The sequence below is a fragment of the Streptomyces erythrochromogenes genome (assembly GCF_036170895.1).
GTDB lineage: Bacteria > Actinomycetota > Actinomycetes > Streptomycetales > Streptomycetaceae > Streptomyces > Streptomyces erythrochromogenes.
Map to the genome: position 1 here is coordinate 2,458,901 of NZ_CP108036.1, position 15,049 is coordinate 2,473,949.

12 protein-coding genes are annotated in these 15,049 nt (G+C 72.9%); 3 read left to right on the forward strand and 9 right to left on the reverse strand.

Annotation, left to right across the window (positions count from 1 at the left end):
• Positions 1 to 76 precede the first annotated feature (76 nt).
• From OHA91_RS10895 to OHA91_RS10905, 3 genes are read right to left on the reverse strand one after another with little or no spacing between them, the layout of a single operon-like run.
• Positions 77 to 784 carry a GNAT family N-acetyltransferase gene (locus OHA91_RS10895; RefSeq protein ID WP_031146437.1) on the reverse strand — a complete coding sequence of 236 codons (708 nt, stop codon included), beginning with the start codon at positions 782 to 784 and terminating at the stop codon, positions 77 to 79.
• A gap of 33 nt (positions 785 to 817) precedes the next feature.
• Entirely contained in the window at positions 818 to 3,172 is a 2,355-nt protein-coding gene (locus OHA91_RS10900; RefSeq protein ID WP_245239983.1) for an IucA/IucC family protein, read from the reverse strand.
• Positions 3,173 to 3,193: 21 nt separating this feature from the next.
• Positions 3,194 to 4,510 (reverse strand): diaminobutyrate--2-oxoglutarate transaminase family protein, encoded by a 1,317-nt coding sequence (locus OHA91_RS10905; RefSeq protein ID WP_031146433.1) that lies wholly within the window; start codon positions 4,508 to 4,510, stop codon positions 3,194 to 3,196.
• Between the two features lie 299 nt (positions 4,511 to 4,809).
• Here OHA91_RS10905 and OHA91_RS10910 point away from each other — a divergent pair, with 299 nt between their 5' ends.
• A complete protein-coding gene (locus OHA91_RS10910) occupies positions 4,810 to 5,979 on the forward strand; it encodes a trypsin-like serine peptidase (RefSeq protein ID WP_031146431.1) in 1,170 nt (389 codons plus the stop codon).
• A 204-nt stretch (positions 5,980 to 6,183) separates the two neighbouring features.
• Here the strand turns inward: OHA91_RS10910 and hflX are convergent, their stop codons facing one another.
• The 6 genes from hflX to miaA all read right to left on the reverse strand — a co-directional run bounded on the left by hflX (position 6,184) and on the right by miaA (position 14,266).
• The gene (gene hflX, locus OHA91_RS10915) at positions 6,184 to 7,689 is read right to left on the reverse strand and encodes a GTPase HflX (RefSeq protein WP_031146429.1); all 1,506 of its coding nucleotides are present in this window, start codon (positions 7,687 to 7,689) and stop codon (positions 6,184 to 6,186) included.
• Positions 7,690 to 7,822: 133 nt separating this feature from the next.
• Positions 7,823 to 9,325 carry a M1 family metallopeptidase gene (locus tag OHA91_RS10920; protein ID WP_328739182.1) on the reverse strand — a complete coding sequence of 501 codons (1,503 nt, stop codon included), beginning with the start codon at positions 9,323 to 9,325 and terminating at the stop codon, positions 7,823 to 7,825.
• 122 nt (positions 9,326 to 9,447) lie between these two features.
• Positions 9,448 to 11,529: a RelA/SpoT family protein gene (locus OHA91_RS10925; protein ID WP_031146425.1), complete on the reverse strand. Its 2,082-nt coding sequence runs from the start codon at positions 11,527 to 11,529 to the stop codon at positions 9,448 to 9,450.
• A 140-nt stretch (positions 11,530 to 11,669) separates the two neighbouring features.
• Complete coding sequence (dapF, locus tag OHA91_RS10930; RefSeq protein WP_031146423.1) at positions 11,670 to 12,545, reverse strand: diaminopimelate epimerase; 876 nt, start codon at positions 12,543 to 12,545, stop codon at positions 11,670 to 11,672.
• A 137-nt stretch (positions 12,546 to 12,682) separates the two neighbouring features.
• A complete protein-coding gene (locus OHA91_RS10935) occupies positions 12,683 to 13,195 on the reverse strand; it encodes a hypothetical protein (RefSeq protein ID WP_031146421.1) in 513 nt (170 codons plus the stop codon).
• 132 nt (positions 13,196 to 13,327) lie between these two features.
• The gene (miaA, locus tag OHA91_RS10940; protein ID WP_031146418.1) at positions 13,328 to 14,266 is read right to left on the reverse strand and encodes a tRNA (adenosine(37)-N6)-dimethylallyltransferase MiaA; all 939 of its coding nucleotides are present in this window, start codon (positions 14,264 to 14,266) and stop codon (positions 13,328 to 13,330) included.
• 217 nt (positions 14,267 to 14,483) lie between these two features.
• Between miaA and OHA91_RS10945 the strand changes: the two genes are divergently transcribed.
• Together OHA91_RS10945 and OHA91_RS10950 are read left to right on the forward strand one after the other, a co-directional pair.
• Positions 14,484 to 14,651, forward strand: coding sequence for a gliding motility protein (locus tag OHA91_RS10945; protein WP_381625255.1), 168 nt, complete (start codon positions 14,484 to 14,486; stop codon positions 14,649 to 14,651).
• Between the two features lie 23 nt (positions 14,652 to 14,674).
• Complete coding sequence (locus OHA91_RS10950; RefSeq protein ID WP_031146415.1) at positions 14,675 to 14,920, forward strand: antitoxin; 246 nt, start codon at positions 14,675 to 14,677, stop codon at positions 14,918 to 14,920.
• Positions 14,921 to 15,049 lie beyond the last annotated feature (129 nt).

The following is a 15,049-nucleotide window of genomic DNA, read 5'->3' on the forward strand; positions in this document are numbered from 1 at the left end:
CTTTGCTGTGCGACGCAGAGTTTTCGAAGGGAGAGGTGCGAAGCGACGACGACGGTCGGGGCGTAAGGGGCGGCGATCAGAGGAGATTGCGCAGCGCCCGCTCCCGGACCATCAGGGCGGCGCGCTTCTCGGGAAGGTCGATTTCCGCATGGCAGCGGAAGCCTGAGCTGAGGAAGGCCGATACGGAGGGGGTGTTGCGGATGTCCGGTTCCGCGACGACGCGTGTGCAGCGGGGGCGGTTGCCGAGGACCAGGTCGGCGACGGCGCGGAGCAGGGCCGTGCCCAGCCCGCGGCCGCGGTTCGTGCCGTCTCCGATGAGCAGGTGGATACCCGTGTCGTGGGGGCGCGCCCGGTAGTGGCGGGAGAGCGGGTCGAGGTCGGCCCGGTAGATCTCCCAGTAGCTCATCGGCGTCCCGTCGAGGAGGCCGAGGCAGGGGATGCTCCGGCCGTCACCGTCGAGCTGGGACCGCAGGTGGGCTGCGGTGACGGCGGCGGGGCCGGCGAGCTCCCAGTAGGCGGCAACCTCGGGGTCGTTCATCCAGCCGGTGAGGAGTTCCAGGTCTCGGCCCGGCCGTACGGGTTCGAGGCGGAAGGCTCCGGCCCGGGTGGTGACGCTGCCCCAGGTGGCCGGCGAATCGAGCAGGTCGGCCTCGGCGAGCAGGGGCAGCAGGTCGGCGTTGAGGCGTGGTGCGGCGGTGTGCCGGACGACGCCGAGGGCGTCGAAGGCGTCATGGGCGTCGAGACCGGGTGCGGCGGTATCGACGGCGGTGTCCGTGAGGCGCATCGGGGGCTCTCCTCCGCGTCGGGCGCCGACGCGTCAATCGTGAAGGGGGTTGGTGATGGTGACGTAGACGGACTGGGTGTCGACGGGGCCGACGAGCTCGTCGAGGCCGCCCAGCCGGGTGAGCAGGTTCGCTTTGCAGCGCAGGGTGGGCGAGTCGAGCAGGCGGGTGGGGAGCGGGCCGAGGCCCGCGGCCTTGGCGAGGAAGCGTCGGAAGGCGGCAAGGAGGACGCGTTCGTCGGCGAGGCGCTGGGACCCGAAGGCACCGATCAGGCCGAGCACGTTGTTGACGCCGAGGTAGTAGGCGAAGCGTTCGTCGGTGACGGAGTCGGAGACGAAGGTGTCGCTGCGGCCGCCGATTCCGGGGAGCCGCTGCTCCAGTTCGGCGCGGCGGGATTCGCGGAAGTAGTAGCCCTGGTTGTCGCGGTAGCGGCCGCCGGTCGGCCACCCGGCCGGGTCGAGGAGGACCAGGGTGTTCTGCTGGTGCGCTTCGAGGGCGATGCCGGCGAGGGCGTCGAAGGCGAGGACCGGCAGGACCACGTGGTCGAGGTAGCGCAGGAACCACTCGGCGGCGACGGCCGAGGTGCTGTGTCCGGTGGCGGAGGCGAGGCCGGAGACGATCTCGGCAAGACGGGAGCTCATGGTGGTCCGGCCGGGCCACGGGCGGGGAGAGGTGAGCGCGGCGATGCAGACGGCGTCGTCGCCCGAGCGGAAGGGGTTGTGACGGAGCAGGGCGTCGAGGCCGGGAACGGGGGTGCCGTCCGGGGCGTCCACGGCTACCCAGGCCGGGTCGCGGACGATGTCGAATCCGGGGTGGGCTGCCTGCCACTGCTCGGTGAGGCCGGTGCGGAGCAGCCGGTGGACCTCGACGCCGCGGTGGAGTTCCTTGCGGAGGTTCTCACGGCGGGAGTTGGTGATGCGCAGGCCCAGCGAGAGCTTGAGCATCGCGGGGGCGCCCGGCCGGTGGACGGTGCGGACGGAGGAGGTCGGGTACCAGGCCTCGCCGTGCGGGCCCAGGTCGTGCAGGAGTCCGGCGTCGCGGAGGGCGGCGACGGAAGGTCGGTGGAGGAGGTCGCGGGCCTGCCAGGGGTGCAGGGGAAGGGGGGTGGTGCCGACGGGCAGCGGAAGTCCGGGGGCGAGCCGGCCGAGCAGTTGTGGTGCGGTGACGGGGCGGCCGCGCTCGGTCCAGGCGGATTCGGTGGCGAGCACGGACGGCGCGACCGCGAACCAGTGCAGGGGGAAGGAGCCGTGGAGTTCGGGTGAGTAGCGACGGACCTCGGTCTCGGAGAGTCCTTCGCGGCTCTTCGGGTCGGGCTGGAGGGGGTGGCCGAGGAGGAGTGACTGTTCGGCGGTGAGGAAGCGGTCCGCGCAGGCGGGGGCCGGGGCGGTGGGGCGCTCGCGCCGGTCGGCGATGAACTCGGTGGTACGGCGCACCGAGTCGGCGACCCGGCCGACGAGGTCGGCGCTGCCGCGGCCGTCGCTCGCACCCTCGCGGGCGATGAGCGCGGCAAGGGTGACGGCGTCCAGGCACGGCGCGGTGGCGGCGGTGCCTTCGAAGCGGGCCGGGCCGAAGCGGTGCCAGCCGGTGTGGGACCAGTGGCGGACAGCGACCAGCACGGCGGTGCCGGATGCGGGAAGGGGGATGCGCAGCGGGCTCCCCGTGGGGCCGTCGGGCCGGTGGAGTCCGGATTCGCGGACCCAGCACCGGAGCAGGTTCTCGACGGCCGCGGCCTCGGCGGCGAGGGCCGGGTCGGGGTGGTCCAGGGGGTCGGGTCCGGCGATCGGCTCCGGTCGGATGAAGCCCGGCCAGCCGGTGCGGGCTCTGGGCGTGCCGTCTTTCTGACGGGGCACGGTGGCGGTCGCCCCGGCGCAGGCTGCGGAGGGCTGCGGGGACGGCTCGCCGGGGGTGGCCTCTTGCGGCAGGGGGTGCTCGGCCGTGCTCCCGTCGGTATGGGCGCCGGCGGCGGAGCGGTGCCCGGGGGTCTGGTCGGCCGAGGGTGCCTGCGGTTCGGCCTCGCCGGGCGCCGGGTCGGCGGCCTGTGCGTGCTCCGCGCTACGGGGCGTGGTGTCGGCGGGCGATGCCGGTGCGCCGGTGGCCGGTGCGGGCATCGGGGGCAGCTGCGGCCGGGCACGGTCCGGTACGGGTTCGGCGGCCGCCGTGGGTGCGGGCTCGGGCACCGGCGACGGCCGGGCCGGGGCGGCGGCTTCGGTCTCGGGGCGCGGGTCCGCCGTGCGGGCCGGGTCGGGCAGGGGCTGCGGGTGGTCCGGCCCTTCCGGGGCGGCTGCGGGCAGGGAGGTGGCGGGAGCCGGGTTGTCCGGGAGGGGGTTGGGGCGGAGCGGTGCGGCCGGGGTGACGGGGGTGGTCGGGGTGGACTGGTGCGGGTCTGGCATCGCGGGTCCTCGGGGTGCGGGTCAGCGGGTCCGGCGGGCGGCGGCCGGGATGGCGTCGGCCAGGCGGTCGAGGACCGCCGCGGCCTGCTCGTCGGTCAGGGTCAGCGGTGGGAGCAGGCGGACCACGGCGCCGTGGCGGCCGCCGAGTTCGACGATCAGACCGCGTTCCAGGCACTCCTGGCGGACGGCCGCGGCGAGGGCCGGTGCTGCGGCCCCGGTGTCGGGGTCGACGAGTTCGAGGCCGATCATGAGGCCGCGGCCCCGGACGTCCCCGATGCAGGGGTGGCCGGAGGCCAGCCCGCGCAGGGCCGCCAGCATCCGATCGCCGAGCACGGCGGCGCGTTCCGCGAGCCGGTTCTCGCGGACGAAGGCGAGCGTGGCGGTACCGGCAGCCATGGCGAGCTGGTTGCCGCGGAAGGTGCCGGCGTGGGCACCGGGGGTCCATACGTCCAGGGCCGACCGGTACACGATCACCGCGAGGGGCAGGCTGCCGCCGATCGCCTTGGACAGCACCATCACGTCGGGCACCACCCCGGCGTGGTCGACGCCCCAGAAGGCTCCGGTCCGGCCGACTCCCGTCTGGACCTCGTCGGCGATGAGGGGGATCCCCCTGGCCGCGGTGATCTCGCGCATGCGGCGCAGCCAGCCGTCCGGGGCGGGGTTGACCCCGCCCTCGCCCTGCACCGGTTCGACGATCAGACCGGCCGGCAGGGGGACACCTCCCTTGGGGTCGTCGAGGAGGTTCTCCGTCCAGCGGGAGGCGAGTTCGGCTCCCTCGGCGCCCCCGACGCCGAACGGGCAGCGGAAGTCCTGCGGGTAGGGAAGCCGTGTCACCCGGACCTCGGGAGCACCTCCCGAGGCGTCCAGGGCGCCGGCGCTCATGCCGTGGTAGGCCCCGGTGAAGGCGAGCAGTCCGGATCGCCCGGTCGCGGTGCGGACCAGTTTGAGGGCGGCTTCCACGGCGTCCGTGCCGGCGGGCCCGCAGAACTGGATGCGCGCGTCGGCGGCCAGCGCCGGCGGCAGGTTGGCGAACAGCTCCGTGGTGAAGGCGTCCTTGACCGGTGTCGCGAGGTCCAGCACGTGGAGGGGCGCCCCCGAGTCCAGGACACCGCGGACGGCCTCCAGCACCACCGGGTGGTTGTGTCCGAGCGCGAGGGTGCCGGCGCCGGAGAGGCAGTCGAGGTAGCGGCGGCCGTCGGCGCCCTCGATGGTCAGCCCGCGGGCCCGCACCGGGACGATGGGCAGGGAGCGGGCGTAGGTCCGGGCGGCGGACTCCCGCTGCGCCTGCCTGCGCAGGATGCCGTCGTGACCTGCTGCGCGGCTGCCCTGCGGCGGCACTTGGGGCTTCGCTTGCGGCGGGGTCTGTGTCGCGGCCGCCGCCCCGACCGGCTCGCTGAAAGCCACGAGTGTCGCTCCTCCCGCACCGACTGCGCTTACGGATTGCCCTTCGAACACCAACGCTCCCCCATCCCCCGTACGTACCAACGACGGTGACGGCGGCGGATCACGGGTGGACGCAAGATCCTTGTCAAGAAGTGAGCATCAGGAACCATTGACCCGGGCTAGGTCGTCCAAGGCGGCAGCGGCATAGTGGGGGGCTCCACTCCACGCCTCGAACCTCCAGGGGGACGAACGACATGCGACCGAACCGACCGGTCACCGCGACGCTGTGCGCGGCCGCCCTCGTGCTGACCGCCGCTGCCTGCGGCCCCGGCGACGGGGAGGCCGGCGCCGACGCCAAGCCGACCGTGGCGGCGAGCCTGCCGAACACGGACGGGATCAAGATCCCGGACCAGCTCAAGGAGAAGCTCAAGGAACGCGGCATCGACGTGGAGAAGTGGAAGGGGGGTGAGTGGAAGAACTGGAAGCAGGAGGACTGGCTCCGCGAGGCGGGCGACTACATAAACCCGATCATCGAGGACCTCTGGGACCCGGACCGCATGCGCGACGCCGAGCAGCCGCAGCGTCCGTCCGTCGACCCGGACGCGGGCAAGGACCAGGGCGTCACCGACCCGACCCCGGCGCCCGTGGCGGCCAAGCAAGCCAACGCGCCCTACCACCGGAGCGTTCCGGAGTCCGGCAAGGTCTTCTTCGACGGTCCCGAGGGCTCGATGGTCTGCTCGGCGACCGTGGTCAAGGACCCCGCGCACCCCGGCAAGTCCAACCTGGTCTGGACCGCGGGCCACTGCGTGCACGCGGGCAAGGCCGGCGGCTGGTACCGCAACATCGCCTTCGTCCCCTCCTACAACAACGCGGGCAAGCCGTCGGCGCAGCTCAAGGGCGCGCCCCGCGAGCAGGTTGCCCCGTTCGGCGTGTGGTGGAGCGACTGGGCGCAGACCTCCGACCAGTGGATCGCGACCGGCGGTCCGACCGGCGGCGCGGGTGCTCCGTACGACTTCGCCGTGCTGCACGTGACGCCCGAGAAGGGCAGCGGCAAGTCCCTTGAAGAGACGGTCGGTTCGGCACTCCCGGTGGAGTTCAACGCGCCCGCCGTGCCGAAGGTCGCGAGCCTCACGGCGACGGGTTACCCGGCGGCGGCCCCGTTCGACGGCCAGAAGGCCTTCCAGTGCACGGACCGGCCGGGACGGCTGACCCTGAAGGCGAACGAGCCGGTGATGTACCGCATCGGCTGCACCATGACCGGCGGCGCCTCCGGCGGCGGCTGGGTCGCGACGGGCGCCAACGGCAAGCCGGCGCTGGTGTCGAACACCTCGATCGGCCCGGCCAAGGCGGGCTGGCTGGCCGGACCTCGGCTCGGCCCGGAGGCGAAGGGCATCTTCGACGCCGTCAGCGGCAAGTTCAAGTAGCCCACGCCCCGGACTCCCGAACCCCGGCTCCCCGGATCTCCGGATCTCCGGATCTCCGGATCTCCGGATCTCTGGATCTCTGGATCTCTGGATCTCTGGGGAGCGAACGACTGAGGGCCCCCTGCGTACCGCAGGGGGCCCTCACCCGTCGGACCGGCATGGCCCTCAGGCCGTCACCGGCAGGTGGCCGGCGCGCCGGTCCGGCTACTGCTTCGCCAGCGCGTACGGCGCCAGGTCCGCCGCCAGCTCCTGGTGGACGCGTGCCTTGAGCAGGGTGCCCTCCGCGGTGTGCTCCTCGGAGATCACCTCGCCCTCGGCGTGTGCCTTGGCGACCAGCGAGCCGCGCGTGTACGGCACCAGGGCCTCCACCTCGACCTCGGGCCGCGGCAGCTCGGAGTCGATGAGCGCGAGGAGTTCCTCGATGCCCATGCCCGTCCGCGCCGAGACGGCGATCGAGTGCCGCTCGATCCGCAGCAGCCGCTGCAGGACGAGCGGGTCCGCGGCGTCGGCCTTGTTGATCACCACGATCTCGGGCACGTTCACCGCACCGACCTCGCGGATCACCTCGCGCACCGCCGCCAGCTGCTCCTCCGGCGCCGGGTGCGAACCGTCGACAATGTGCAGGATCAGGTCGGAGTCGCCGACCTCCTCCATCGTGGAGCGGAACGCCTCGACGAGGTGGTGGGGCAGGTGCCGGACGAATCCGACCGTGTCGGCCAGGGTGTAGACCCGGCCGCTCGGCGTTTCGGCCCGGCGCACGGTCGGGTCGAGGGTGGCGAACAGTGCATTCTCCACCAGCACGCCCGCGCCCGTGAGGCGGTTGAGCAGCGAGGACTTGCCCGCGTTGGTGTAACCGGCGATGGCGACCGAGGGCACCTTGTTGCGGCGCCGTTCCTGCCGCTTGATGTCGCGGCCGGTCTTCATCTCCGCGATCTCCCGGCGCATCTTCGCCATCTTCTCGCGGATCCGTCGCCGGTCGGTCTCGATCTTGGTCTCACCGGGGCCTCGGGTGGCCATGCCGCCACCGCCGCCGCCACCCATCTGCCGGGACAGCGACTGACCCCAGCCGCGCAGTCGCGGCAGCATGTACTGCATCTGCGCGAGCGCGACCTGCGCCTTGCCCTCTCGGGACTTGGCGTGCTGGGCGAAGATGTCGAGGATCAGGGCGGTCCGGTCGACCACCTTGACCTTGACGACGTCTTCGAGGGCGATGAGCTGACCGGGGCTGAGCTCACCGTCGCAGACGACGGTGTCGGCGCCGCTCTCCATGACGATGTCACGCAGCTCGCGGGCCTTGCCGGAACCGATGAAGGTGGCCGGGTCGGGCTTGTCGCGGCGCTGGATCACACCGTCCAGTACGAGAGCACCCGCCGTCTCGGCGAGGGCGGCGAGCTCCGCGAGGGAGTTGTCCGCGTCCTGCACCGTGCCGGAGGTCCAGACACCGACGAGCACGACGCGCTCCAGACGGAGCTGTCGGTACTCGACCTCGGTGACGTCTTCGAGCTCGGTGGAGAGGCCGGCCACGCGGCGCAGGGCCGCGCGCTCGGAGCGGTCGAACTGGTCGCCGTCCCGCTCTCCGTCGATCTCGTGGCTCCAGGCGACGTCCTCTTCCATCAGGGCATCGGCCCGAAGGCTCTCGGTGAAGCTCTGCGAGTCACGCACGTCCCGTGCGTCCTGCGCGTCCTGGGAAGGGGAAGAAGAGGAGGTCATTGGATCCTTACGTCGATTCGAATAGCAGTGTCACGCCTGGCGGGGACACGGTAGCTGTCACGTCCAACGTGTCACACCGCCCGGGGATTCCCCGAACGGACCCGTCGATGGTGACATGCCCGTTCCTCGGCGGTCACACCCTTTTCCCGCCGGGCACGGCCCTGCCCGGGGCCGCCTTGCCCGGCGCGGCCCTGTCCGCCGCCGCCGGGGCGCTCCACTCCGGGTGTCCCGGCATCGGCGGGGTCTTCGTCCCGTACAGCCACGGCTCCAGGAAGGCCTCCAGGTCGCGGCCCGCCTCCTGGGAGGCCAGGCGCACGAAGTCCGCCGTGCCCGCGATCCCGTCCCGGTACTGCGTGACCCAGCGCCGTTCGATCCGCTCGAAGGCCGGGGCGCCGATCTCCTGCCGCAGCGCGTACAGGATCAGCGCGGCGCCGTCGTAGACCACCGGCCGGAACAGCCCGATCTTCTCGCCGGGCGCGGCCGCCTTCGGAGCCGCCGGGGGGCCGCCCGCCGCCCGCCACTGGTCGGAGCGCTGGTACGCCTCGCGCATGCGCCGCTCCAGGGAGTACTTGCCGAGCCCGTCGGCGTACAGGGCCTCGTACCAGGTGGCGTGTCCCTCGTTGAGCCACAGGTCGGACCAGGTGCGCGGGCTGACGCTGTCGCCGAACCACTGGTGGGCGAGCTCGTGGACCATCACCGCCTCGACGTACCACTCGGGGTAGCCCTCGCCGGAGAACAGGCTGCTCTCGAAGAGCGAGAGGGTCTGCGTCTCCAGCTCGAAGCCGGTCGTGGCCCGCGCGATCAGCACTCCGTAGTTCTCGAAGGGGTAGCGGCCGACGCGCTCCTCCATCCACTCGATGTGGCCGGCGGTCTTCTTCAGCCAGGGGTCGAGCCGCTGCCGGTCGGCGGCGGGCACCACGTCGCGCAGCGGAAGCCCGTGCGGTCCCGTCCCGTGCACGACGGCGGAGCGGCCCACGGACACCTGGGCCAGCTCGGTGGCCATCGGGTGCCGGGTCCGGTACGTCCACGTCGTGGAGGGGCCCGTACGCCGGGCAGGGGCCGCCTGGAGCCCGTTGGCGACGGCCGTGAGCCCGGCGGGGGCGGTGATCCGGAAGGTGAAGACGGCCTTGTCGGCGGGGTGGTCGTTGCAGGGGAACACGCGGTGGGCGGCGTCGGCCTGGTTGGCCATGGCCAGACCGTCCTCGGTGGGCACCCAGCCGCCGTCCCCGCGGCCGCGCGGGTCGCTGGTGTGCCGGACCGTGATGCGCAGCGCGCCGCCTTCCGCCACCGCGCGCGGCGGGGTCAGTACGAGGTCTTCCCCCACGCTCTCGAACCGTGCGGGCTCCCCGTTGACCTCGGCGGACGCCACCTTGCCGTGGGTGAAGTCCAGGTTGATGCGCTCCAGCGGCTCCAGCGCCCGGGCGTCGATGACGGTGACCGCGTCGAGCGGGGTCAGGTTGTCCTTGTAGGTGAAGGACAGGTCGTACGCGAGCACGTCGTAGCCGGGGTTGCCGAGCTCGGGGAAGAGCCGGTCGCCGATGCCCAGGGGCTTCGGCGGGGGCAGTACCGCGGCGACGAGGGTGAGGGAGGCCGCGGCGAGCAGGGCGGCGCGCAGGCGGGGGGAGGAAAGCTGCATCCACCACCGCTTACCAGCGTCCGCCGCGGCGCCGCGTGCGGCGCGCGTCGGGTCCACCCGAACGGGACCTTCCGGCGCCGTACGGGCCTAGGGGGTGTCCGGCCCGAGCGGTGAGGCACCCCCTACGCGCGGCTGACGTCGTAGACGCCCGGCACGTCCCGCATGGCGCGCATCAGCGCGGGGAGCCCGGCCGCGTCGGGCAGCTGGAGGGTGTAGGTGTGCCGGACCCGCCCCTCGACCGGGGGTTCGACGGTGGCGGAGACCACCTCGACGCCCTCGCGGGCGATGGCCTCGGTCAGGTCGGCCAGCAGGTGCGGGCGGCCGAACGATTCAGCGAGCAGGGTCACCCGGCAGTCCGCCGTGGCCCGCCAGTGCACGGCGACGGAGGTGCGGCCCACGGCGCGCATCTGCGCCACGGCCGCGCACTGGATGCGGTGCACGGTGACCGCGCCGCCGCGTACCAGGAAGCCGGCGACGGCGTCCGGCGGGACCGGGGTGCAGCACCCGGCCAGCCGGACGGTGGCGTCGGGCAGGTCGGCCACGGCGTTGGCCCCGCCGCCCCGGACTCCGACGACCGACAGCGGCGCCCGCGCGGCCGTCGTGGTGGCCATGGCGCGGTCCGGATGGGACTCCAGCCACCTGCTGATGGCGATGCGGGCGGCGGGCGTCCGGGCGTGGTCCAGCCACTCGGCGGAGGGGCCGGAGGAGGCGTCCTGCGCGAGCAGGAGCTGGACTGTGTCCCCGTCGGACAGCGACGAGGACAGGGAGGTGAGGCGCCCGTTCACGCGGGCGCCGATACAGCCGTGGGCCGCCTCGCCGTGCTGCGCGTAGGCGGCGTCGATACAGCTGGCCCCGGCCGGGAGGCCCAGCGTGCCCCCGTCGGCCCGGAACACGGTGATCTCCCGGTCCTGCGCCAGCTCGGCGCGGAGCACGGTCCAGAAGGTGTCGGGGTCGGGGGCGGACTGCTGCCAGTCGAGCAGCCTGGACAGCCAGCCGGGCCGGGTGGGGTCCACCCGCTCCTCGTCCGGGTCGGGGGCGGCGTCCGGTGTGGCGGTGGCGTACGGGTTGCCGAGCGCCACCACGCCGGCCTCGGCGACGCGGTGCATCTGCCGGGTGCGCACGATGACCTCGGCCACGTAACCCTCGGGAGTGGCCACGGCGGTGTGGAGGGACTGGTAGAGGTTGAACTTCGGGGTGGCGATGAAGTCCTTGAACTCCGAGACGACCGGGGTGAAGCAGGTGTGCAGCTCCCCCAGGACGGCGTAGCAGTCGGCGTTCTCGCCGACGAGCACGAGGATGCGGCCGAAGTCGGAGCCGCGCAGCTCGCCCCGCGAGCGGGCGATCCGGTGCACGGAGACGAAGTGCCGCGGCCGGACCTGCACTTCGGCGCCGATGCCCGCCTCTCGCAGGACGGTGCGCACCGAGTCGGCGATGCCGGGCAGCGGGTCGCGTTCGCCGGCGTGGGCCGCGATGAGGGCGCGTGTGCCCTCGTACTCCTCGGGGTGCAGGATCGCGAAGACGAGGTCTTCCAGTTCGGTCTTGAGGGCCTGTACGCCGAGCCGTTCGGCCAGCGGGATCAGGACGTCGCGGGTGACCTTGGCGATGCGGGCCTGTTTCTCGGGACGCATCACGCCCAGGGTGCGCATGTTGTGCAGCCGGTCGGCGAGTTTGATGGACATCACGCGGACGTCGTTGCCGGTGGCGACCAGCATCTTGCGGAAGGTCTCCGGTTCGGCGGCGGCGCCGTAGTCGATCTTCTCGACCTTGGTGACGCCGTCGACGATGAAGCAGACCTCGTCGCCGAACTCGGCGCGGACCTGATCGAGGGTCACGTCCGTGTCCTCGACGGTGTCGTGGAGCAGAGAGGCCGTCAAGGTGGTGGTTTCGGCGCCCAGTTCGGCGAGGATCAGGGTTACGGCGAGCGGATGTGTGATGTACGGCTCACCACTTTTTCGCATCTGGCCGCGGTGGGAGCTCTCCGCGAGGAGGTAAGCGCGTCGCAGAATGGACATATCGGCGTCCGGATGATGGGCGCGGTGGGCCTCTGCGACGTGGCCGATCGCGTCCGGGAGCCGGTCCCGGGACGTCGGCCCGAGCAGTGCAGCGCGCCCGAGCCGGCGCAGATCGAGCCTGCTCCGGCCCCGTCTGCGGAGCTCAGGGCGCGCTTCGGGGTGTGCTTCGGGGTTCGTGGCCTCTGCACTCATGGGCACCTCCGGCGGCTTCGACCGGCGGTGGTGGGCATGGGGTGAGCCCTCAGGGCCGGTGCCTGATGTTACCGACCCCACCACGTGGCGCAGTCCACCTCTCGCACAGCGTGAAACGGATCACCCATTAGAGGGAAGCTTCAGGAGAAAGCCGTTTCGGTGAGCCAGGCTTCGTCGAACTCACCGGCGGCCACGATGACGGCCGGTCCGGTCATGTCGATCTGCCCGTCGGGGTGTTCGGTGATGACGAGCGTTCCGCCGGGGAGGTCGACGGTGTACGTGGCCGGTTCGCCGGTGGCGGCGGGGTCCGCGCCGTCGCGGCGGATGGCGGCCACGGCTACGGCGCAGGCGCCGGTGCCGCAGGAGCGGGTCTCGCCGGAGCCGCGCTCGTGGACGCGCATGGCGACGTGCCGGGGGCCGCGGTCGACGACGAACTCGACATTGACACCCGTCGGGTAGGCGGACGCCGGGCTGAACGGCGGGGCGGTGAACAGGTTCCCTGCGTCGTCGAGGCTTTCGACGAACGCGACCGCGTGCGGGTTCCCCATGTTCACGTTGCGGGCGGGCCAGCTGCGCGGTCCGACGCTGACGGTGACCTCGCCCTCGGGGAACGCGGCACGGCCCATGGAGACGGTGACGTCGCCCCCCTTGTCGAGGTGCACGCGCTTGATGCCGCCGCGGGTGGCGACGGCGAGGTCCCCCGGCTCGACGTGGCCGGCGTACTGGAGGTAGCGGGCGAAGACGCGCACGCCGTTGCCGCACATCTCGGCGACGGAGCCGTCGCTGTTGCGGTAGTCCATGAACCACTCCGCCTCGTCGGCCAGGTGCGCCGCCTCGGGGTGCGCGGCGGACCGGACGACGTGGAGGACCCCGTCGCCGCCGATGCCGGCGCGCCGGTCGCAGAGCTTCGCGACGGCGGACGCGGGCAGCTCGATGGCGTTGTCCGGGTCCGGAACGATCACGAAGTCGTTCTCGGTGCCGTGGCCCTTGAGGAAGGAGAGGGTGGTCTGCGTCACCCGCCCATGGTACCGAGCCCCTGCTCAGAGGCGCCGGGCGGCCCGGCGGCGATCACTCGGCAGCAGAGTCGGCCACCAGGGCGTCCGGGGCCGTCACGGGGCGTGGTGGAGGTCAGCGGTGACGGGCCCGGCGGCGGTCAGCGGAGCCGGGCGACCCGGTACACGGCGAGACCTACGACGACCAGTGCGACCACGGCGTACAGCGCGGCCATGCGCCAGTCGGGGCGGCGGCCGCTCCCCCTGGCCGGGAGGCCGGGCCAGGTGTAGCCGACCCGGCGGGCGGCCATCATCCCCCAGCCTCCGGCGCAGCAGCTGATGAGGAAGCCGAGCATGGCGACCACGGCTCCGCCGTCGCCGAACTCGAAGGCGAGGGGGAAGGCGAACATCAGCGAACCGGCGGCGGCGAGCATCACGATGGGGGCGATCTGCCAGACGCGCAGGCGGCGCTGCGGTCGCAGTTCGACCTCGAACTCGGGTCCGGCGGCCGCCTCGGCCTCGGCGGTGTCCGGGGCGTCGGGGCCGTCGGGGCTCAGCCGCGCGGGGTCGGCGGGCAGCCCGAGTCCCGCGGTCCCGTCCGTCCCGCCGAGAAGCATCGGGTCCGCTTCCCGCCGGGTGTCGTCCCGCCCGGTGTCGCGAGGGCCGGCCTCCATCGCCACGCGCCCTCCCCACTCGGACTCAGTACGCCGCCATGCATCGCAGGTGATCGCACCCGCTGGAGTTTGATGATGGCACGCCCTCAGCCCCGCTACGGGCGCCCGGGGCGTCCCGATGCCATCACGTGATCAGGCTGTAACCGCTCGTTCGACCAACGACTCGGCGAGTCCGGGGAGTTCCGCCCGGTCTGCGGCGGCCCCGCTGAGCCAGTGGACGCGCGGATCGCGGCGGAACCAGGAGTCCTGGCGGCGGGCGAACCGCTTGGTCGCCCGAACGGTCTCCGCCCTGGCCTCGTCCTCGGTGCACTCGCCGGCGAGCGCGGCCAGCACCTGCTGGTAGCCCAGTGCCCTGGAGGCGGTGATCCCGTCGCGCAGCCCGCGGGCCTCCAGCGCGCGGACCTCGTCCACCAGCCCGTCCTCCCACATCCGGTCGACGCGCAGCGCGATCCGCTCGTCGAGCTCGGGCCGGGCCACGTCGACGCCGATCTGGACGGTGTCGTAGACGGACTCGTGGCCGGGCAGGTTCGCGGTGAACGGCTTGCCGGTGATCTCGATGACCTCCAGCGCGCGGACGATGCGCCGGCCGTTGCTCGGCAGGATGGCCCGGGCGGCCTCCGGGTCGGCGGCGGCGAGGCGGGCGTGCAGGGCGCCGGGGCCGCGGAGCGTGACCTCTTCCTCCAGCCGGGCGCGGACCTCGGGGTCGGTGCCGGGGAACTCCATGACGTCCAGGGCTCCCCGGACGTACAGGCCGGATCCGCCGACGAGGACGGGGGTGCGGCCCTCGGCGAGCAGTTTGTCGATCTCCAGGCGGGCCAGCCGCTGGTACTCGGCGACGTTGGCGGTGTCGGTGACGTCCCAGATGTCGAGGAGGTGGTGCGGGACACCGCCGCGCTCCTCGGTCGTCAGCTTGGCGGTGCCGATGTCCATCCCCCGGTACAGCTGCATGGAGTCGGCGTTGACGACTTCGCCGTCGAACCGGCGGGCCAGGGCTACGCCCAGGTCGGACTTTCCGGCCGCGGTGGGACCGACGACGGCGATGACCCGCGGGGCGGGGGCTGCTTTCCTCACTGCCCCAGTCTCGCAAACGCCTGGGCATGTACCCGATCGAGCTACGTGACGGGGTGGGAGCGGGGTCGTTGCCCTGGCGAGGTTCCGGCCGGGTGTGCGCCGTGCGCACGCCGGGCGCAGGCCGGTTCGGTCACCGCGGAACTTCACTCACACGAGTAACGTTACGGGAGTAGACATGGGCGTTTTTGATCGGTTTTTTCGTCGTAAGGACGAGGCCGTGACCGAGGAGGTCGCGGCCCCGGCTCCGGCGGCGGAGTCCGGTGTGGCCGAGGAGGCCGAGCCTGCTGTTGCGGAGAGCGAGCCGGTGGAAGCCGTGGAGATTCCGAAGCAGCAGTCGGCGGAGGTGGCCGCGGACAGCGAGGCCGGCGAGGGCGCCCGTACGTAGCGAACGCCAACGGAAGGTGACCCATGGGCCTGCTGGACAATCTGAAGGCCAAGCTCGCTCCGGCGAAGGGCAAGGTCGGCGATCTCGCGCACCAGCACGAGGGCAGGATCAGCGAGGGTCTGGACAAGGTCGCCAAGGCCGTGGACTCCAAGACCAAGGGCAAGTACAGCGGCCAGATCACGAGCGGGACGGGCAAGGCGAAGGACGCCCTGGGGAAGATCGCGCACAAGGACGCCCCCGGCGGGCCGACGCCGCCGGCGGCCCCCTGACGCGGTCACGGAAGGGGCGCGGAACCAGCTCATGCCGGTTCCGCGCCCCTTCGGCGTTCCCGGGCCCGTGTGCCGCCCGCGGCGGCGCCCGGAGGCCCTTACCGGGCCTGTGGGCCGCCCGCGCGGGCG

Bases quoted from the DNA above. Each gene is read 5' to 3' on its own strand.
- hflX (WP_031146429.1), bottom strand. From the start codon at position 7,689: ATGACCTCCTCTTCTTCCCCTTCCCAGGACGCGCAGGACGCACGGGAC.
- OHA91_RS10925 (WP_031146425.1), bottom strand. From the start codon at position 11,529: ATGAGTGCAGAGGCCACGAACCCCGAAGCACACCCCGAAGCGCGCCCT.
- OHA91_RS10900 (WP_245239983.1), bottom strand. From the start codon at position 3,172: ATGCCAGACCCGCACCAGTCCACCCCGACCACCCCCGTCACCCCGGCC.
- OHA91_RS10895 (WP_031146437.1), bottom strand. From the start codon at position 784: ATGCGCCTCACGGACACCGCCGTCGATACCGCCGCACCCGGTCTCGAC.
- OHA91_RS10935 (WP_031146421.1), bottom strand. From the start codon at position 13,195: ATGGAGGCCGGCCCTCGCGACACCGGGCGGGACGACACCCGGCGGGAA.
- OHA91_RS10950 (WP_031146415.1), top strand. From the start codon at position 14,675: ATGGGCCTGCTGGACAATCTGAAGGCCAAGCTCGCTCCGGCGAAGGGC.
- OHA91_RS10920 (WP_328739182.1), bottom strand. From the start codon at position 9,325: ATGCAGCTTTCCTCCCCCCGCCTGCGCGCCGCCCTGCTCGCCGCGGCC.
- OHA91_RS10910 (WP_031146431.1), top strand. From the start codon at position 4,810: ATGCGACCGAACCGACCGGTCACCGCGACGCTGTGCGCGGCCGCCCTC.